Origin of the sequence: Streptomyces sp. NPDC014864 (genome assembly GCF_043081525.1) — a bacterium.
Classification (GTDB): domain Bacteria; phylum Actinomycetota; class Actinomycetes; order Streptomycetales; family Streptomycetaceae; genus Streptomyces.
This window is the reverse complement of sequence record NZ_JBIBWT010000010.1, coordinates 244,834-262,118: the sequence shown is the minus strand read 5'-3', so window position 1 is coordinate 262,118 and position 17,285 is coordinate 244,834. Positions and strand designations below refer to the sequence as shown.

18 protein-coding genes are annotated in these 17,285 nt (G+C 72.6%); 4 read left to right on the top strand and 14 right to left on the bottom strand.

Translation table 11 applies throughout. The annotated features are described in order from the left end of the window. Positions 1 to 19: 19 nt before the first annotated feature. On the top strand, positions 20 to 796 hold the full coding sequence (pstB, locus tag ACF1A5_RS20530) for a phosphate ABC transporter ATP-binding protein PstB (RefSeq protein WP_392194281.1): 777 nt from the start codon (positions 20 to 22) through the stop codon (positions 794 to 796). A gap of 156 nt (positions 797 to 952) precedes the next feature. Here the strand turns inward: pstB and ACF1A5_RS20525 are convergent, their stop codons facing one another. Both ACF1A5_RS20525 and ACF1A5_RS20520 read right to left on the bottom strand, forming a co-directional pair. Further along, complete coding sequence (locus ACF1A5_RS20525) at positions 953 to 1,951, bottom strand: anion permease (RefSeq protein ID WP_392194280.1); 999 nt, start codon at positions 1,949 to 1,951, stop codon at positions 953 to 955. A gap of 7 nt (positions 1,952 to 1,958) precedes the next feature. Then, positions 1,959 to 2,579 (bottom strand): DUF47 domain-containing protein, encoded by a 621-nt coding sequence (locus ACF1A5_RS20520; protein ID WP_028797706.1) that lies wholly within the window; start codon positions 2,577 to 2,579, stop codon positions 1,959 to 1,961. Positions 2,580 to 2,832: 253 nt separating this feature from the next. On the opposite strand from ACF1A5_RS20520, the gene ACF1A5_RS20515 reads away from it, so the two are divergent. Then, a complete protein-coding gene (locus tag ACF1A5_RS20515; protein ID WP_356186475.1) occupies positions 2,833 to 3,189 on the top strand; it encodes a metal-sensitive transcriptional regulator in 357 nt (118 codons plus the stop codon). Between the two features lie 99 nt (positions 3,190 to 3,288). Here ACF1A5_RS20515 and ACF1A5_RS20510 read toward each other — a convergent pair whose 3' ends face one another. Next, entirely contained in the window at positions 3,289 to 3,468 is a 180-nt protein-coding gene (locus tag ACF1A5_RS20510) for a hypothetical protein (RefSeq protein ID WP_392194279.1), read from the bottom strand. Positions 3,469 to 3,548: 80 nt separating this feature from the next. Beyond that, positions 3,549 to 4,385 (bottom strand): hypothetical protein, encoded by an 837-nt coding sequence (locus ACF1A5_RS20505; protein ID WP_392194278.1) that lies wholly within the window; start codon positions 4,383 to 4,385, stop codon positions 3,549 to 3,551. Positions 4,386 to 4,528: 143 nt separating this feature from the next. Between ACF1A5_RS20505 and ACF1A5_RS20500 the strand changes: the two genes are divergently transcribed. Beyond that, the gene (locus ACF1A5_RS20500; protein ID WP_392194277.1) at positions 4,529 to 4,702 is read left to right on the top strand and encodes a hypothetical protein; all 174 of its coding nucleotides are present in this window, start codon (positions 4,529 to 4,531) and stop codon (positions 4,700 to 4,702) included. Positions 4,703 to 4,837: 135 nt separating this feature from the next. Here the strand turns inward: ACF1A5_RS20500 and ACF1A5_RS20495 are convergent, their stop codons facing one another. From ACF1A5_RS20495 to ACF1A5_RS20450, 10 genes are all read right to left on the bottom strand, one after another. Continuing rightward, on the bottom strand, positions 4,838 to 5,260 hold the full coding sequence (locus tag ACF1A5_RS20495) for an NUDIX hydrolase (RefSeq protein ID WP_392194276.1): 423 nt from the start codon (positions 5,258 to 5,260) through the stop codon (positions 4,838 to 4,840). 18 nt (positions 5,261 to 5,278) lie between these two features. After that, positions 5,279 to 6,463 carry a CHAD domain-containing protein gene (locus ACF1A5_RS20490; protein ID WP_392194275.1) on the bottom strand — a complete coding sequence of 395 codons (1,185 nt, stop codon included), beginning with the start codon at positions 6,461 to 6,463 and terminating at the stop codon, positions 5,279 to 5,281. Beyond that, on the bottom strand, positions 6,444 to 8,675 hold the full coding sequence (locus tag ACF1A5_RS20485) for an RNA degradosome polyphosphate kinase (RefSeq protein ID WP_392194274.1): 2,232 nt from the start codon (positions 8,673 to 8,675) through the stop codon (positions 6,444 to 6,446). The genes ACF1A5_RS20490 and ACF1A5_RS20485 overlap by 20 nt, the downstream gene beginning before the upstream one ends. A 510-nt stretch (positions 8,676 to 9,185) precedes the next feature. Continuing rightward, positions 9,186 to 10,106 (bottom strand): mycothiol synthase, encoded by a 921-nt coding sequence (mshD, locus tag ACF1A5_RS20480; RefSeq protein ID WP_392194273.1) that lies wholly within the window; start codon positions 10,104 to 10,106, stop codon positions 9,186 to 9,188. Positions 10,107 to 10,332: 226 nt separating this feature from the next. Next, positions 10,333 to 11,805 (bottom strand): sensor histidine kinase, encoded by a 1,473-nt coding sequence (locus tag ACF1A5_RS20475; protein WP_392194272.1) that lies wholly within the window; start codon positions 11,803 to 11,805, stop codon positions 10,333 to 10,335. Continuing rightward, on the bottom strand, positions 11,802 to 12,536 hold the full coding sequence (locus tag ACF1A5_RS20470) for a response regulator transcription factor (protein ID WP_392194271.1): 735 nt from the start codon (positions 12,534 to 12,536) through the stop codon (positions 11,802 to 11,804). The genes ACF1A5_RS20475 and ACF1A5_RS20470 overlap by 4 nt, the downstream gene beginning before the upstream one ends. Positions 12,537 to 12,626: 90 nt before the next feature. Then, positions 12,627 to 12,842: a hypothetical protein gene (locus ACF1A5_RS20465; protein WP_392194270.1), complete on the bottom strand. Its 216-nt coding sequence runs from the start codon at positions 12,840 to 12,842 to the stop codon at positions 12,627 to 12,629. Positions 12,843 to 12,901: 59 nt separating this feature from the next. Continuing rightward, positions 12,902 to 14,053, bottom strand: a complete 1,152-nt coding sequence (locus ACF1A5_RS20460) for a S1C family serine protease (protein ID WP_392194269.1) — start codon at positions 14,051 to 14,053, stop codon at positions 12,902 to 12,904. 129 nt (positions 14,054 to 14,182) lie between these two features. Beyond that, positions 14,183 to 15,205 carry a LacI family DNA-binding transcriptional regulator gene (locus tag ACF1A5_RS20455; RefSeq protein ID WP_392194268.1) on the bottom strand — a complete coding sequence of 341 codons (1,023 nt, stop codon included), beginning with the start codon at positions 15,203 to 15,205 and terminating at the stop codon, positions 14,183 to 14,185. A gap of 86 nt (positions 15,206 to 15,291) precedes the next feature. Then, positions 15,292 to 16,071, bottom strand: coding sequence for a winged-helix domain-containing protein (locus tag ACF1A5_RS20450; RefSeq protein WP_392194267.1), 780 nt, complete (start codon positions 16,069 to 16,071; stop codon positions 15,292 to 15,294). A 279-nt stretch (positions 16,072 to 16,350) separates the two neighbouring features. Between ACF1A5_RS20450 and ACF1A5_RS20445 the strand changes: the two genes are divergently transcribed. Continuing rightward, the gene (locus ACF1A5_RS20445; protein WP_392194266.1) at positions 16,351 to 17,283 is read left to right on the top strand and encodes an alpha/beta hydrolase; all 933 of its coding nucleotides are present in this window, start codon (positions 16,351 to 16,353) and stop codon (positions 17,281 to 17,283) included. The last annotated feature ends 2 nt before the right edge of the window (positions 17,284 to 17,285 follow it).

Sequence of the window (17,285 nt, the reverse complement as noted above, 5' to 3'; positions counted from 1 at the left end):
TGGAAGTGAAGAAGTAGTCATGGCCAAGCGAATCGACGTCAGCGGACTCACCGCGTACTACGGCTCCCACAAGGCGATCGAGGACATCTCGATGACCGTCGAGCCGCGCTCGGTGACGGCGTTCATCGGCCCGTCCGGATGCGGCAAGTCGACGTTCCTGCGCACGCTCAACCGGATGCACGAGGTCACCCCCGGCGGCCGGGTCGAGGGCAAGGTGCTCCTCGACGACGAGGACCTGTACGGCACCGGGGTCGACCCGGTCTCCGTCCGCCGCGAGGTCGGCATGGTCTTCCAGCGCCCGAACCCCTTCCCCACCATGTCGATCTTCGACAACGTGGCGGCGGGCCTGCGGCTGAACGGCAACCACAGGAAGAGCGAGCTCAGCGACATCGTGGAGAAGTCGCTCAGGGGCGCGAACCTCTGGAACGAGGTGAAGGACCGCCTCAACAAGCCCGGCTCGGGCCTCTCCGGCGGTCAGCAGCAGCGGCTGTGCATCGCCCGCGCGATCGCGGTCGAGCCCAAGGTGCTGCTCATGGACGAGCCCTGCTCGGCCCTGGACCCGATCTCGACGCTCGCCATCGAGGACCTGATCGGTGAGCTGAAGGAACGGTTCACGATCGTCATCGTGACGCACAACATGCAGCAGGCGGCGCGCGTGTCTGACCGTACGGCCTTCTTCAACCTGGCCGCGGTCGGCCAGCCGGGCCGGCTGATCGAGATCGACGACACCGAGCGGATCTTCTCCAACCCGTCCGTGCAGGCCACGGAGGACTACATCTCGGGCCGCTTCGGCTGATCGGCGGCCCGCCCGAGACCCTCGCGGTGCTGCATGGCGGTGCCACCGCGAGGACGCAGAAGGGCCCGCCCCCGGCTCCCGGGGGCGGGCCCGCTGTCTTGCCCGGCGGTCCGGCCGCACGATCCCCGGGGGATCGTGCGGCCGGCCGGTGCCGTCCTACAGGATCGCCAGGTCGATCAGCCAGAAGGTGCAGGCGGCCACGATCGCCGCCGCCGGCATGGTGATGAACCAGCCCAGGACGATGTTCTTGGCGACGCCCCAGCGCACCGCGTTCACCCGCTTCGTCGCGCCGACACCCATGATCGCCGAGGTGATCACGTGCGTGGTCGAGATCGGCGCCTTGAACAGGAACGCCGTGGTGAACATGATCGACGCGCCCGTCGTCTCCGCCGCGAAGCCCTGCGGCGGGTCCAGCTCGATGATCTTGCGGCCGAGCGTCCGCATGATGCGCCAGCCGCCCGCGTAGGTGCCCAGCGACAGCATCATCGCGGAGACCAGCTTCACCCACACCGGGATCGGGTCGCCGTAGTCCTCGACGTCGGCGATGACCAGGGCCATCACCACGACGCCCATGGTCTTCTGGGCGTCCTGCAGGCCGTGGCCGAGCGCCATGCCGGCCGCCGACACCGTCTGCGCTATGCGGAAGCCGCGCTTGGCCTTGTGCGGGTTGGCCCGGCGGAAGATCCACATGATCGCGGTCATCACCAGGTAGCCGACGATCAGGCCGACGACCGGAGACAGGAACATGGGGGTGACGATCTTGTCCAGCACCCCGGACCAGTGGACCTGCGTACCGCCCGCGAGCGCCGCGCCCACCATGCCGCCGAACAGCGCGTGCGAGGAGGACGAGGGCAGCCCGAAGTACCAGGTGACCAGGTTCCAGACGATGGCGCCGAGCAGGGCCGCGAAGAGGATGCCCATGCCCTTGCCGCCGGTGGGCGTCGCGATCAGGCCTTCGCTGACCGTCTTGGCGACCCCGCTGCCGAGGAAGGCGCCGGCGAGGTTCATCACCGCCGCCATCGCCAGCGCCGCGCGCGGCGTGAGCGCACGCGTCGACACCGAGGTGGCGATGGCGTTCGCCGAGTCGTGGAAGCCGTTGGTATAGGCGAAGAAGAGCGCGACCAGGATGGTCAGAATGAGAGCGAAGGTGTCCATGGACGCCTCAGGACTCCTTGACCGCGATGGTCTCCACCGTGTTGGCCACGTGCTCGAAGGCGTCCGCCGCCTCCTCCAGCACGTCCACGATCTGCTTGAGCTTGAGCACCTCGATCGCGTCGTACTTGCCGTTGAACAGGTGCGCCAGCAGCTTGCGGTGGATCTGGTCCGCCTGGTTCTCCAGGCGGTTCACCTCGATCCAGTACTCGGTGAGGTTGTCCATGGTCCGCAGGTGCGGCATCGCCTCGGCGGTCAGCTCCGCCGCCCGCGCCAGGACCTCGATCTGCTGCTCGACGCCCTTGGGCAGTTCCTCGACGTTGTAGAGGACGACCAGGTCGACGGCCTCCTCCATGAAGTCCATGATGTCGTCGAGGGACGACGCGAGGGAGTAGATGTCCTCGCGGTCGAAGGGCGTGATGAAGGAGGAGTTCAGCTGGTGGAAGATCGCGTGCGTGGCGTCGTCACCGGCGTGTTCCGCTGCCCGCATACGCTCTGCGATCTCGGCCCGGGCGGAAGAATCCGCCCCGAGCAGTTCCATCAGGAGCTTCGAGCCCGTGACGATGTTGTCCGCGGAGGCGGCGAACATGTCGTAGAAGCTCGTCTCCCTGGGGGTCAGACGAAAGCGCACGTGGGGTCCTCAGGATGCTTCGGTTTCGGTCAGGATGATGCTAAGCGCATCATCCGGCCACGGCTAAGGGGCCGTCCTCCAGTGTCGCCCATCGGGCACGGTGCTCCGCACGGGGGCGGTACCGGGGGCCGGTCCGGCCTCCGCGCTCGGCTTCGGCCACAGGGCGTATACCCAGCAAAGTCCGCTAGGATATACCCTGTGGGGGTATATGTCGGGGATCGCGTGTCGGGATCGTTCTGAGAGGGAGGCCGCTATGACGACCACCGAGGCCGGGGCGGCGGTGCCCTCCGAGGGCGCGGGCGACGTGGTGACGGACCACGACCGCGGCGTGCACGGCTACCACCAGCAGAAGGACGAGCACCTCAAGCGGCTGCGCCGGATCGAGGGCCAGATCCGCGGCCTGCAGCGGATGGTCGACGAGGACGTCTACTGCATCGACATACTCACCCAGGTGTCCGCCTCCACCAAGGCCCTGCAGTCCTTCGCCCTGCAACTGCTGGAGGAGCACCTGCGCCACTGCGTCGCGGACGCGGCCCTCAAGGGCGGTACCGAGATCGACGCGAAGGTCGAGGAGGCGACGAAGGCGATCGGGCGGCTGCTGCGCACCTGAGCGCCGTACCGGCGTGTCCGCCCGGCGTGCGGGTGGCCGGTTCTCGTCGCTCGGGGCGGCGTGCGTGCCGAGCCGGGCGCGCGGGGCGTCCGCGCCGGGTCAGCCGCGCGGGGCGTCCGCGCGTTCCTCGGCCACCCTCAGCACCTCGTCGATGCTCTCCAGGCTGAGCCGTTCCTCGGCCGCCGAGGCGGCGATGATCAGCTCCCCGCACAGTTCGATCTCGGCGAGGGCCACGTGGTCCTGAACTGCCGTACCGCCGACCGGAGCCACGTGCGTCACCTCTTCTCTGCCGTCACCGACTTCCTAGGGTAGGGAGCGGCCTGCACGGCGCGCATGGCACGGACGGGCTAGTTCGCCGGTCATTTCTCGGCGATCCGCCCGGCGTAGATGTCTTCCGCCTTCGGCAGCCGTACGGTCACGGGGGTCCCGAAGGCGTAGAGCAGGGTCGTGGAGAAGACGGCGACCGTGCCCTCGTGCTGCCCGTTGACGAAGCTGAACCGGTGCCTGACCTTGCGGATGCGCCCCTGGTCGTCGAGGTAGACGTCGAACGGGACGGTGGCCGTGGCGAACCCTTTCGCCGCCGCCCGCAGGGCCGCCCCGCCGGACGCGCCGGCGCTCTTCGCGGCCAGGGCGAGATCGGCGGTGCCCCGGTAGTGCCGCACCTCGACGCCCGCCAGCTCGGTCCTCCCCACGTACGTCGCCGTGCGCGTCCCGCGCAGCACCTCGGCCGCGGCCAACGGGTCGGTGGCGCCACCGGTGACGAGATTGCCGTCGGACAGCGTGGCGGTCTCCACCCGCACCCACTTGTCGGCCGGTACGCCCGCGCCACGGTTCTTCATGAACAGCGCGCCCGGCGCGAGGAGTTCGGTGATCGGCCGGTGCGGGACGGTGCCGGCCGGGTCCTGCGGCAGCATCACCGTCAGCCGGCCGAGCTGCCCGCGGAAGTCGTAGGCACCCTCGCCGCGGATGGTCACCCGGGTCCCGCCGGTTGCCATCTCCATCGACGTACGGGCCTGGGAGCTGCCCGCCGCCAGCAGGGTGTCGGCGGCCTTGCGCAGGGTCCGCACCGGGTCGGCCGCGGCGCGCCCGTCCTGAGCGGCCGCGCCGCCGCCGGCGCAGCCCGTGGCGCACGCACAGACCATCAGTCCCGCCGCGAGCACCGCCCCGCTCGCCTGCCGCTGCTGTCGCTCCGCCATCGTCTGCCTACCCCCAGCCGGTACGTCCGTCACGGGACCCCCTGTCGTTCCGGTTAACGACGGGTAGGGAGCCCCGTCACGCGGCGGCGCCGTCCGTCGCACGGGGATAGGAGCCGTTCACCCGGTGTGGGTACGGTGGGGGCGTGGCGCAGCAGGAGGGGCTCGACCCTGACCGTGAGGATCAGGTTCACCGCACGACGACCGTCGAACAGGGCCGCTTCTGCGTGGCCCACTGCGTCTGCGGCTGGCGCGGTCCGGCCCGCCGGGCGCGCAGCCTGGCCCGCACGGACGCCCGGGGCCACGCGACGGAGCCCTGATCGGATCCCGGCCGCTTGAGCGGCGGACGGAGCCTGATCGGTCCGGGCCCCCCCGGGGGGCTGAGCCCCGATCCGGTCCGGCCCGTGGGTGGCGGTCGGAGGCCTGATCCGTTCACGTCCCCGCGGGGCCGCCGGTCAGGCGTGGCGGAGGGTGGCCAGCAGGTCGTCCACGAGGTCGCGGTCGCGGTACTGGGTCAGGCGGCTGCGGGCGGCGGCGGGGGAGAGCCAGAGCACGCGGTCCACCTCGTCGCTGGGGACGAAGCGGCCGCCCGTGGCCTCGGCCGCCCAGTAGCGGACCCGCTTGGGACGCCCGCCCGCCATGTACCGCACGGTGCGCAGCTCGGCGCCGGGCACGGCGGTGTGGCCCGTCTCCTCCTCGACCTCGCGCAGGGCCCCGGCGAGCGGGTCCTCGCCCCGTTTGAGCTTGCCCTTGGGCCACGACCAGTCGTCGTACTTGGGCCGGTGCACCAGGCACACCTCGAGCGCGCGGTCCACCGGGGAACGGCGCCACAGGACGCACCCGGACGCCAGGACGACGGTGTCCTTCGCGGGACTCACCGGTTGCTCACCGCCTCCTCAGGGAGCGCTGACCGTCTGCTTCTGCCAGGACTGCTGGAAGGCGAACCGCGCCGCCTCCACCTCGTGCCGCTGGTCGGCGTGGAGCACGCCGAGCGCGTACGCGGTGGTCGGCGCGATCCGGGGCGTGCGGGCCGCGGCGGCCGCGGCGGCCGCGGCCTCCGAGGCGTCACGGTGCCGGTCGAGCGCCTGGCCGGCCTCCGGCAGCCGTACGTCGACGGGCGCGCTGTCGCCGTGCAGCACCTCGCGGGCGTACCGGTGCAGGCGCAGCAGCAGGCGGACCTGGTGCCAGGGCGCGTCCTGCGGGTGGGGGGACGGGTCCGGGGACAGGCCGTGGATCAGCGCCTCCGCGTTGTACGGGCTGCCCGCGGTGAGCAGCGGCAGCGCGGCGACCGCGTCCGCCAGCCGCTCCCGCGCGGCGGCGGCGAGCGGGCGCAGGTCGGCGGTCGCCGCGCCGGGAACCAGCGGGACGTCGCTGGCGAGTACGGCCACCTTGTCGGCGACCGCGTGGAAGCGGGAGGAGCCGAGGGCCTGGAGGGCGGTGGAGTGTGCCCGGGTCCGGGCCAGGGTCAGCTGGCGGTCGAGCAGGGCGCCCGCCTTCGCCGCGCCGACGGTCAGGCTGCCGCGGTCCGGCACCGGGGCCGCGCCGCGGTGGCCGCCGGGCGCCTCCGCCGGGGTCGTAGAGCCGGGGACGGCACCGGCGCCCGCCCGGTCCTCCGCGCCGGACCGGGCCACGGCCGCGCCGAGCGCGCCCACCGGCTGGGCGGGCAGGGCCGCCGACCCCGACAGCCGGTGCAGGGCCAGCAACAGCCGCTCCAGACGGGCCTGGTAGGCGTGCTCACGGGCCAGGGTGCCAGACAGCCAGGCGAGTTCGGGCCGCATCTCCTCCGCCCAGCCCTCCTCCAGCAGGGGGCGGAAGGTGTGCAGGCTGCCGCTGATGCGGCGGGCCGAGCGGCGCAGGGCGCGCGCGGCGTCGACGGCCTCCGCGGAGCCGTTGCCCGCCGGGCCGTCGTCCGCCGTCCGCGCCTCCGCGCGGGACGGGGAGCCGCCGCCGGGGCCCGCCTGGCGGTGCAGGCGCAGCGCGCGGAGGAACTCCGTGGCCTGCGCCCGCAGATAGGCCGCGAGAGCGTCGGTGGGGACCGGCCCGGCGGTGGGGTCCGTCGGGTCAGGGTGTTGCATTGCCACGCCGGCGCCTCCGGGCGTCTATGAGCATCTCCTGGATATTCCGCAGGGGTTGTCCCTCGGCGTCGGTCGCGTGCCGGGTCCAGTCGCCGTCCGGGCCGAGGTGCCAGGAGGCGGTGGTGTCGGACATGCCGGTCTCGAGGAGCCGGTTGAGCGACGCCCGGTGTGCCGGGTCGACGACGCGGACCAGGGCCTCTATCCGGCGGTCGAGGTTGCGGTGCATCATGTCGGCGCTGCCGATCCACACCTCGGGCTCGCCGCCGTTGCCGAAGGCGAACACCCGGGAGTGCTCCAGGAAGCGGCCGAGGATGGAGCGGACGCGGATGTTCTCCGACAGTCCGGTGACCCCGGGGCGCACGGCGCAGATGCCGCGCACCCAGATGTCGACGGGCACCCCTGCCTGGGACGCGCCGTACAGCGCGTCGATGACGGCCTCGTCGACCATCGAGTTGACCTTGATGCGGATGAAGGCGGGACGCCCGGCACGGTGGTGCTGGATTTCCTTGTTGATCCGCGCGACCAGGCCGTCCCGCAGGGACTTGGGGGCGACCAGCAGCCGGCGGTAGGTCTCGCGGCGCGAGTAGCCCGAGAGCCGGTTGAACAGGTCGGACAGGTCGGCGCCCACCTGCGGGTCGGCGGTCAGCAGGCCGAGGTCCTCGTAGAGGCGGGCCGTCTTCGGGTGGTAGTTGCCGGTGCCGACATGGCTGTATCGGCGGAGGGTGTCGCCCTCCTGACGGACCACCAGGGACAGCTTGCAGTGCGTCTTCAGGCCGACCAGGCCGTACACGACGTGGCAGCCGGCCTCCTCCAGCTTGCGCGCCCACTTGATGTTGGCGTGCTCGTCGAAGCGGGCCTTGATCTCGACCAGGACGAGGACCTGCTTGCCGGACTCGGCCGCGTCGATGAGCGCGTCGACTATGGGGGAGTCGCCCGAGGTCCGGTACAGGGTCTGCTTGATCGCCAGCACGTCCGGGTCGCCGGCGGCCTGTTCCAGGAACGCCTGGACGGAGGTCGAGAAGGAGTCGTACGGGTGGTGCAGCAGTACGTCCCGGCTGCGCAGCGCGGCGAAGATGTCCGGCGCGGAGGCCGACTCGACCTCGGCGAGGTCGCGGTGGGTGCCGGCGACGAACTTCGGGTACTTCAGCTCGGGCCGGTCGAGGCTGTGGATGCGGAAGAGGCCGGTGAGGTCCAGGGGACCCGGCAGCGGGTACACCTCGGCCTCGCTGATCTTCAGCTCGCGCACCAGCAGGTCCAGGACCTCGCGGTGGATGGACTCCTCGACCTCCAGGCGCACCGGCGGCCCGAAGCGGCGCCGCATGAGCTCCTTCTCCAGCGCCTGGAGCAGGTTCTCCGCGTCGTCCTCCTCGACCTCCAGGTCCTCGTTGCGGGTGAGCCGGAAGGCGTGGTGCTCCAGCACCTCCATGCCCGGGAACAGCTCCTCCAGGTGCGCGGCGATGACGTCCTCGACGGGGACGTAGCGGCCCGGGGAGCTCTCCAGGAAGCGGGACAGCAGCGGCGGCACCTTGACGCGGGCGAAGTGGCGGTGGCCGGTGACCGGGTTCCGTACGACCACGGCCAGGTTCAGGGACAGGCCGGAGATGTACGGGAAGGGGTGCGCGGGGTCGACCGCCAGCGGGGTGAGCACCGGGAAGATCTGGTGCCGGAAGAGCGTGAAGAGGCGGGCCTGCTCCTTCTCGGTCAGCTCGCTCCAGCGGACCAGGTGGATGCCCTCCTCCGCGAGGGCGGGGGCGACGTCCTCGTGGTAGCAGGCGGCGTGCCGGGCCATGAGCTCGCGGGAGCGGGCCCAGATCATCTCCAGCACCTCGCGGGGCTGGAGGCCGGAGGCGGAGCGGGTGGCGACCCCGGTGGCGATCCGGCGCTTCAGGCCGGCCACCCGGACCATGAAGAACTCGTCCAGGTTGCTGGCGAAGATCGCGAGGAAGTTGGCCCGCTCCAGGAGGGGCGTGTTCGGGTCCTCGGCGAGTTCGAGGACGCGCTCGTTGAAGGCGAGCCAGCTGCGCTCCCGGTCGAGGAATCGCCCCTGTGGCAGCTGTACCCCGTCTACCTGCGACTCCTCGTAACCGTCGAGGTCGGCATCGATGTCGGGTTCCAGGTCGGAGACCGCCGCCGCCACGGTGTGCGGGCGGTGGGCGGCTATGGAGCCCACGGAGGGCTGCGGGTGCTGGACCTGTGCCTGGGTGTCTGGCTGGCTCATGAACCCATTCTTCCGCGCCGGGCGGAATACAGGCGCGTCGGAGGCCGCGGGCGGGAGCACGGCGGCGACGGGAGTCCCCTCGGCCTGCCGGGGCCGCGAGGGGGCGGGAGCGTTCCCGTCCCCCGTGGCGCCCTCGGGGGGCGGCGAAGGCTCTGGCGCGGCGGGTTTCATTGCCCGAGCGTCGCAAGCCCGTCTGAATCGATGGTTACGGAGACATGACGTGCGGGATAGCGGGGAGCGGCCCCGGGGCGTCCCCGCCGCCCCGCACGGCCGCGTCCGGCCCGCACCGCCCTCCTCGAAGGGCGGTGCGGGCACAGGGCGTTCAGGTCGTACGGCGGTGGGGCGGGGCGGTGTGGCCGCCTCGGGGACCGTGCGGGGTACCGCCTGGCCGTTCGGGTCACCGGCCAGATCCCCCGCCAGGTCTCCGGGCAGAGGGCCGGGCCGAGGTTTCCGGGCCGGGTCCGGTCAGGTCTCCGGGCAGAAGGGCGGTCCGGGGTCCCAGGGCTCCGGTCAGGTTTCCGTCCGGTACATCAGATCGGTCTCGTAGGTGCTGAATCCCAGCCGCTCGTACACGGAGACCGCGGCCTTGTTGTCGGCGTCGACGTACAGCATCGCCGTCGGCAGGCCCTGCGCGGCCAGGTGCCGCAGCCCGATCACGGTCAGGGCCCGGCCGAGACCGCCGCCCTGGGCGCCGGGGCGCACGCCGAGCACGTACACCTCGCCGAGGCGCTCCTGCGCGTGCACCTTCGTCCAGTGGAAGCCGATCACCCTGCCCTCCCGCTCGGCCAGGAAGAACCCGCGCGGATCGAACCAGGCCTCCGCCTCGCGGGCGTCGAGGTCCCGCTGGGTGAGCGAGCCCTGCTCGGGGTGGTGGGCGAAGGCCTCGGCGTTGACGGCGAGCCACGCGGCGTCGTCCTCGCCGGGGACGAACGTCCGTACCGTCACGCCCGCGGGGAGCGGCGGCTCGGGCAGGTCGAAGTCGGTGAGCGACCGCCGCATCTGGCGCAGCTCACGGAAGAGGGTGAGCCCGAGGACCTGCGCGAGGTGCCGGGCGGCGGAGTGCCCGCCGTGCGCCCACACCCGCAGCCGCTTGCCCGAGGCGGCGAGGAGGGCGGAGCCGAGCACCCGCCCGTGGCCGTGCCCGCGGTGCGCCGGGTGGACGACCAGCTCGGCGGCGGGCGCCTCCACGGGATCGGTGTCCTCCAGCTGCGCGTACCCCACGAGCTCGCCGTCGACGGTGAGCAGCATGTGGGACACGCCCTCACGGGCGCCGCCGCGCAGCTGGAGCCGGCCCTGCTCGGACACCGCCTGCTGGCCGTCGTTGCGGGCGGCCACCGCCAGCAGGCCGAGCACGGCGTCGGCCTGGTCCGGGGAGAGCACGGAGCAGGTGTCCAGTGAGCGGGCGATCGGTGCGGTGTCGTCGCTGGTCATGCGTATGAGAGTAAGGGTGCGCCGCCCCGCCTGAGGAGATGCGGCTCGTCGGTCGCCCAGGGCCACCGGCCGCAGGGCCCGTCCCGCGTCGCACCGCGCTCCGCACCGACTCGCCGACGACGTCGCGCGCACCCCCGGGAACCGGCCGCACGTTCCCGCACGTCGAGCACCGACCCCAGCCGCCCAGGCGTCCGCGGAACTCAGGCGCCCGAGTGCTGCCCCGACCTCAGGCGGCCGTGCCGTACGGCCCCTCCGGGGGCGGGGTCGGGGCGCCCGGCAGGCGTACCGTCGCCACCGTGCCGCCGCCCGGCGCCGGTGTCAGCGCGACCTCGCCGCCGGCCTGCTGGACGGTGCGGGCGACGATGGACAGGCCCAGGCCCGAGCCCGGCAGGGCCCGCGCGCTCGGTGAGCGCCAGAAGCGGTCGAAGACGTGGGGGAGTTCGTCGGCGGCGATGCCCGGCCCGTGGTCGCGGACGGTGAGCACGCCCTCCTCCAGGACCACCTCGACCGCGCCGCCCTCCGGGCTGAACTTCACCGCGTTGTCGAGGATGTTGACCATCGCCCGTTCCATCGCGGACGGCTCAGCCCGGACGAACCAGGGGCTCAGGTCCGCCGTGATCGTCAGCTCCGGCCCGCGCAGCCGGGCCCGGCGCAGCGCGTCCTCCACGGTGTCCTGGAAGGCGATCAGCTGGACCCGCTCGCCCCGCTGCCCCTCCGCACGGGACAGCTCCTGCAGATCGCCGATCAACGAGGCGAGCTCCGTCATCTGCGCCTTCACCGATGCGAGCAGCGCCTTGCGGTCGGCCTCCGGGATCGGGCGGCCGGTCTCCTCGCTGCGGGTGAGGAGTTCGATGTTGGTACGGAGCGAGGTGAGCGGGGTGCGCAGCTCGTGGCCCGCGTCCGCGATGAGCTGCTGCTGCAGCTCGCGGGAGCTGGCCAGCGCCGACGTCATCGAGTTGAAGGAGCGGGACAGCCGGGCGATCTCGTCCTCGCTGTCGTCCTCCACGGGGATCCGGATGGTCAGGTCCTCGGTCCGGGCGACGTGCTCCACCGCCTCGGTCAGCTTGTCGACCGGCCGCAGCCCGGCGCGCGCCACCGCGAGACCGGCGGCCCCGGCGCCGAGGACGCCCACGCCGGAGACGACGAGGAGCAGCAGGGCGAGGTCGTCGAGGGTCTTCTCGGTGTCCTTGAGGGACAGCCCGATGGTGAACACGGCATTGGGATACGGCCGCAGGTCGGGGCCGCCCTCCAGGGGGATGGCGAGGACCGCAACCCGCACGTCGTTGCCCTCGCTGTCGATGCTGTTGTGGAAGGTGCGCACGCTGAGGTCGGGGTTGGCGGCCGTCTCCCGGTCCGTGCGCGTGACCTTGAGGACGCCCTCGGACTGGGGCAGGACGCAGGCCTTGCCGTCCGCCCGCACCAGCTGCATGTAGAAGTACGACGGCCTGCCGCCGGAGTCGCCCGCCGCCGTCGGGGGGCAGCTGGTCAGCAGCGCCGTCACATAGGGGGTGTCGTCCAGCAGCTGCCGGGTGTTGGCGCTCGCGAGCCGGTTCTCGACCTCGTCGTACAGCCGGCTCCGCACGATGAACCAGCAGGTGACCGAGACCGCGGCCACCGCGAACGCCACCGCAGCCGCGACCAGCAGCGCCAGCCGGGACCGGAGGGGCAGCGAACGCAGCCGCCGTACCGCGTGCCTCACTCCGCGCCGCCCTGCCGCAGGACGTACCCCACGCCCCGCACGGTGTGCACGAGGCGTGGCTCGCCGCCGGACTCGGTCTTGCGGCGCAGGTACATCACGTACACGTCGAGCGAGTTCGACGAGGGCTCGAAGTCGAAGCCCCAGACCGCCTTCAGGATCTGCTCCCGGGTGAGCACCTGGCGCGGGTGCGCCAGGAACATCTCCAGCAGGGTGAACTCCGTGCGGGTCAGTTCCACCGGCCGCCCGTCGCGGGTGACCTCGCGGGTGGCGAGGTCCATGCGCAGGTCGGCGAAGGACAGCACGTCCGTGTCGTCGGCCGCGCCCGCCACGGCCGCCGCGTAGGAGCTGCGCCGCAGCAGCGCGCGGATCCGGGCGAACAGCTCGTCCAGCTCGAACGGCTTGACCAGGTAGTCGTCGGCGCCGGCGTCGAGCCCGGTGACCCGGTCGCCGACCGTGTCGCGGGCCGTCAGCATCAGGATGGGGGTCATGTCCCCGGTGCCGCGGATGCGGCGGGCGGCGGTCAGGCCGTCCATGCGGGGCATCTGGATGTCGAGGACCACCAGGTCCGGCCGGTACGCGGCCGCCTTCTCCAGCGCGTCCGCGCCGTCCACGGCCACCTCGGTGCCGTACCCCTCGAAGGCGAGGCTGCGCTCGAGCGCTTCGCGTACGGCGGGCTCGTCGTCGACGATCAGGATGCGCTGGGGGTCACGGTCGCCATCGGCGGGGCTCATCGCTCGCGTTTCCTCGGGTGCGGTGGGGGCGTGGGCGGGACGTTCTCAGCCTCGCACGTTTCCGGGCCGTGGGGCCGGTGGGCGGGGCGGTCAGCAGTGCACCGCCGTCAGCCGGCGCAGCGGCACCTTGTGGCGGTGGGGGCGGGCGGCCGGGAGACGCAGGCCCATCAGTTGCGGTACGGCGACCTCGGGGACCCGGTTCACCGGGCTGTGCAGCTCCTTCGCGACGGCCAGGCCCAGGTCGACGCCGACGGGGGTGGCGGCCTCGACGGTCTCGGTGGTCTCGTGCACAACCTGCTCGATCATGACGTTCTCCTTCTCGCTCAGGTGCTTCAGGTGCTGTGGTGCTCCGGGGTTGGGGTGCTTCAGTTCTGGGAGCCGGACCGCAGCTCGGCCAGGTCGGCCTTGACGGTGTCGGCCGGGATGGCGAAACCGAGGCCCACGCTGCCCGCGCCGGACGAGTCCGTGCTCGAAGCGGCGGTGTACATGGCGGAGTTGATCCCGATGACGTCGCCGTTCGCGTCGATCAGCGCGCCGCCGGAGTTGCCCGGGTTGAGGGAGGCGTCGGTCTGGATGGCCTTGTAGGTCGTGGTGGAGGACCCGGTGTCGCCGTTGAACTCCCGGCCGCCGAACTCGAACGGCCACTGCTCGCCGCCACCGTCCTGCTGTCCCTGGCTCTCACCGGTCGAGACGGTCACGTCACGGTCGAGGGCGGAGACGATTCCGCTGGTGACGGTGCCGGTCAGGCCCTCGGGGGAGCCGATGGCGACGACCTGGTCGCCGACCGAGACACCGGCGGAGTCACCGAGGGAGGCCGCCTTCAGACCGGAGGCACCCTCCAGTTCGACCAGGGCGAGGTCCTTGGAGCTGTCGGTACCGACGACCCGCGCGCTGTACTGCTTTCCGTCGCTGGTGCGCACCTTGACCGACGAGGCGCCCGCCACCACGTGGTTGTTGGTGACGACCTCGCCGCCGCTGGTGGTGATCACACCGGACCCGGTGGACGAGCCGTTGCCGAGGGTCGCGTTGATCTCGACCACGCTCGGGCTGACCGCCTCGGCGATCGCCGCGATGCTGCCGCGCCGGGCGGCGGGCACCGCCTTGGTGCCGGTGCTGCTCGCGGCGGCGACCGTGTCCTGACCGGTCAGTTCCTGGAAGGCGTAGGCGGTGCCGCCGCCCACCGCCGCGGCGGCGATCGCCACGGCGGCGAGCAGCGCCGTCGGTCCCTTGGCGCGCTCGCGAGGCGCGGGCGCGGGACCTGACGGAACGGGGGGCGGGAGAGCCGTGCCGCCCCCCTGACCGTCCGCGAGCGGACCGCCGTACGTCCCCTGCGCGCCGTGTCCGCCGTGCCCGCCGCCACCGTCGGCGAAGGCGGCCGGGGTCGGCGCGTACGCCGGCCGGGGCGGCCACTCCGGGTGCACGGGAGAGGAGGCGTGCTGCTGGGGATACGCGGACGGCTGGTGCGCGTCACCCTGGGAGGGCTCGTGTGCGCCGCCGCGGCGGATGCTCTCGGTCATGACTACAAAAATGACCCGCGATCATGAGAGGCTCCTGAGTCCCCGCTGAGAAGCCCGACAAAACCTCGTATGCCCGATATGAAGGCGTGTGCGGAAGCCCCCAGGGATCAGGCCCGGGGCCGGGCTCGGCTACGCGCAGCCGCAGGAGCTGCGGACGACCAGCCGCGACGGGAACACCTTCAGCCGCTCCCGGCGGGACCCGGCGACCCGGAGGCCGTCGTCCAGGACGAGGTCCACCGCGGCCCGCGCCATCGCCGACCGGTCCGAGGCGACCGTCGTCAGCGGCGGGTCCGCGAGCGCCGCCTCCTTGATGTCGTCGAAGCCGGCCACGGCCAGCTCGCCCGGGACGTCGATGCGCAGCTCGCGCGCGGCCCGCAGCAGGCCGATCGCCTGGTCGTCGGTGGAGCAGAAGACCGCGGGCGGGCGGTCCGGACCGGAGAGGAACTCCAGGGCCACCCGGTAGGCGTCGTAGCGGTTGTACGGCGCCTCGAAGAGCCGCCCCTCGGTCGGGATGCCGGCCTCGGTCATCGCGCGCCGCCAGCCCTCGACGTGGTCGGAGACGGGGTCGCCGACGGAGGGCGTCTCGGCCGTGCCGCCCATACAGGCGACGTACTCGTAGCCGTGCTCCAGCAGGTGCCGCACGGCGAGCTGCGCGCCGCCCAGGTCGTCGGTGACGACGGCGACGTCGTCCATGGCCTCGGGCCGCTCGTGCAGCAGCACCACCCGGGCGTCCCAGGCGTCGATCTCGGCGGCGGCGAGGTCGTTGAGCGCGTGGCTGACCAGGATGAGGCCGGAGACCCGCATACCGAGGAAGGCCCGCAGATAGTGGACCTCGCGCTCGGCGACGTAGTCGGAGTTGCCGACGAGGACCATCTTTCCGCGCTCGGCGGCGGCCCACTCGACGGCGTGCGCCATCTCCCCGAAGAAGGGCTGGCGGGCGTCCGGGACGATCAGGCCTATCAGGTCGGTGCGCCGCGAGGCCATGGCCTGGGCGACCCGGTCGGGCCGGTACCCCAGTTCCTTGATCGCGGCGAGCACACGCTCCCGCGTGGCCGGGGCGACCGGCCGGGGTCCGTTGTTGATGACATAGCTGACCACGGCGGTCGAAGTCCCCGCCAGCCGCGCCACGTCGTCCCGAGTCACCTTGGCCACGCGCGGAGTCTACGCGGATGGACCCGCTCTGGGCAGGGCGTATCGCCCCTTGGATGTGCGGTCGCAATGCCCTGCCCGCGCGCCCGCTAGGCCTCGGCCCGCGCCTCCGCGGCGACCGGGGCGGTCGCCTTGTCCGCATCATCCGCTTTTGGACGGGCTGCCTTGGCCTTCGCCTCGTCGGCGGCGCGGTCCACCTTTTCAGGAGTAACGAATCGATAACCGACGTTCCGGACGGTTCCGATCAGCGACTCGTGCTCGGGGCCGAGCTTGGCGCGCAGCCGTCGCACGTGGACGTCCACGGTCCGGGTGCCGCCGAAGTAGTCGTAGCCCCAGACCTCCTGCAGCAGCTGGGCACGGGTGAAGACCCGGCCCGGGTGCTGCGCGAGGTACTTCAGGAGCTCGAACTCCTTGAAGGTGAGGTCCAGCACCCGGCCCTTGAGCTTGGCGCTGTAGGTCGCCTCGTCCACCGACAGGTCGCCGTTGCGGATCTCCATCGGGGAGTCGTCGTTGACGATCTGCTGGCGGCCCATGGCGAGCCGCAGCCGGGCCTCGACCTCGGCCGGGCCGGCGGTGTCGAGCAGCACGTCGTCGATGCCCCAGTCGGCGGTGACGGCCGCGAGGCCGCCCTCCGTCACCACGAGGACGAGCGGGCAGCCGGGGCCCGTCGAGCGCAGCAGCTGGCACAGGCTGCGCACCTGCGGCAGGTCCCGCCGCCCGTCGACCAGGATGACGTCGGCGCCCGGGGTGTCGACCAGCGCGGGCCCCTCCGCCGGGGCCACACGCACGTTGTGCAGCAGCAGGCCGAGGGCGGGAAGCACCTCCGTCGACGGCTGGAGGGCATTGGTCAGGAGCAGCAGAGAACTCATCGCACCCCACCTGCCTGGGTCGTCATACGTCCGTGCACGGTTGGCTCGCCCATGTCGTCTGGTTCCTCCTCGGTCCCGGCGAGGACATCGCGGCACTGCTTCGTACGGTGGTGCGAATCCCGCGCCCCTGGGACCCGCCGCGGCCCCAGGAGGGGGCCACTGTGCGCCCGGCGGGCCGTACACCTGCGGTTTCCCGCGTCGTATACAACGCCTCCCCGAAAGCACAAAAGGACCCGGGGGCTTCACTGCCCGAGTCCTCTTCCCAGCAGAATAGCCGACATGAGCTCGGGTTCGGCAGGTCATGTGGCGCGTTCGTCGAACGTCCCGGAGTCTGAGACGCCTCCACGCGCACGTGTCAGGACGCTTCTGCGCACGGCGGACGGGGTGCCGATCGACGCCGTGTACGAGCCGGGGCCTGTCGTATACGGCCCGGACCCCGTCGTATACGCCCCGGCGCCGGACGTGCCGTCGGCGTCGCCGTCCGCTCCGTCCGTGCCGTCCTCCGGCGCTCCGGTGTTCGTGATCGCACACGGTTTCACCGGTGACCTGGACAGGCCGCACGTGCGGCGGGCGGCGCGGGCCCTCGTCCGGCACGGGGCCGTGGTCACCTTCTCCTTCCGCGGCCACGGGCGCTCCGGCGGGCGGTCCACGGTCGGCGACCGGGAGGTGCTCGACCTGGCGGCGGCGGTGGCGTGGGCGCGGCGGCTCGGGCACACGCGGGTGGTGACCGTCGGCTTCTCCATGGGCGGCTCGGTGGTGCTGCGGCACGCGGCCCTGTGGGGTCCGCGCGGCGGCGCCGGACCCGAGGGGCGCACGGAGGCGCGGACGGACGTGGTGGTCTCGGTGAGCGCTCCGGCGCGCTGGTACTACCGGGGCACGGCGCCCATGCGCCGGCTGCACTGGCTGGTGACGCGCCCCGAGGGCCGGCTGCTGGGCCGCTACGGACTGCGCACCCGGATCCACCACCGCGACTGGGACCCGGTCCCGCTGTCCCCCGTCGAGGCGGTCTCCCGGATCGTCCCGACGCCCCTGCTGATCGTGCACGGCGACCGGGACGGCTACTTCCCCCTGGACCACCCCCGGATGCTGGCCGCGGCCGCCGGTGACCACGGCGAACTCTGGCTGGAGCCCGGCATGGGCCACGCCGAGAACGCGGCCGGCGACGAGCTGCTGCACCGCATCGGGGACTGGTCGGTCGCACAGGCGGGCTAGCC

Coding starts and splice junctions, on each gene's coding strand:
- pstB (WP_392194281.1), top strand. CDS start 20: ATGGCCAAGCGAATCGACGTCAGCGGACTCACCGCGTACTACGGCTCC.
- ACF1A5_RS20525 (WP_392194280.1), bottom strand. CDS start 1,951: ATGGACACCTTCGCTCTCATTCTGACCATCCTGGTCGCGCTCTTCTTC.
- ACF1A5_RS20515 (WP_356186475.1), top strand. CDS start 2,833: ATGACGACCACCGAGGCCGGGGCGGCGGTGCCCTCCGAGGGCGCGGGC.
- ACF1A5_RS20505 (WP_392194278.1), bottom strand. CDS start 4,385: ATGGCGGAGCGACAGCAGCGGCAGGCGAGCGGGGCGGTGCTCGCGGCG.
- ACF1A5_RS20485 (WP_392194274.1), bottom strand. CDS start 8,675: ATGAGCCAGCCAGACACCCAGGCACAGGTCCAGCACCCGCAGCCCTCC.
- mshD (WP_392194273.1), bottom strand. CDS start 10,106: ATGACCAGCGACGACACCGCACCGATCGCCCGCTCACTGGACACCTGC.
- ACF1A5_RS20470 (WP_392194271.1), bottom strand. CDS start 12,536: ATGAGCCCCGCCGATGGCGACCGTGACCCCCAGCGCATCCTGATCGTC.
- ACF1A5_RS20465 (WP_392194270.1), bottom strand. CDS start 12,842: ATGATCGAGCAGGTTGTGCACGAGACCACCGAGACCGTCGAGGCCGCC.
- ACF1A5_RS20460 (WP_392194269.1), bottom strand. CDS start 14,053: ATGACCGAGAGCATCCGCCGCGGCGGCGCACACGAGCCCTCCCAGGGT.
- ACF1A5_RS20450 (WP_392194267.1), bottom strand. CDS start 16,071: ATGAGTTCTCTGCTGCTCCTGACCAATGCCCTCCAGCCGTCGACGGAG.
- ACF1A5_RS20445 (WP_392194266.1), top strand. CDS start 16,351: ATGAGCTCGGGTTCGGCAGGTCATGTGGCGCGTTCGTCGAACGTCCCG.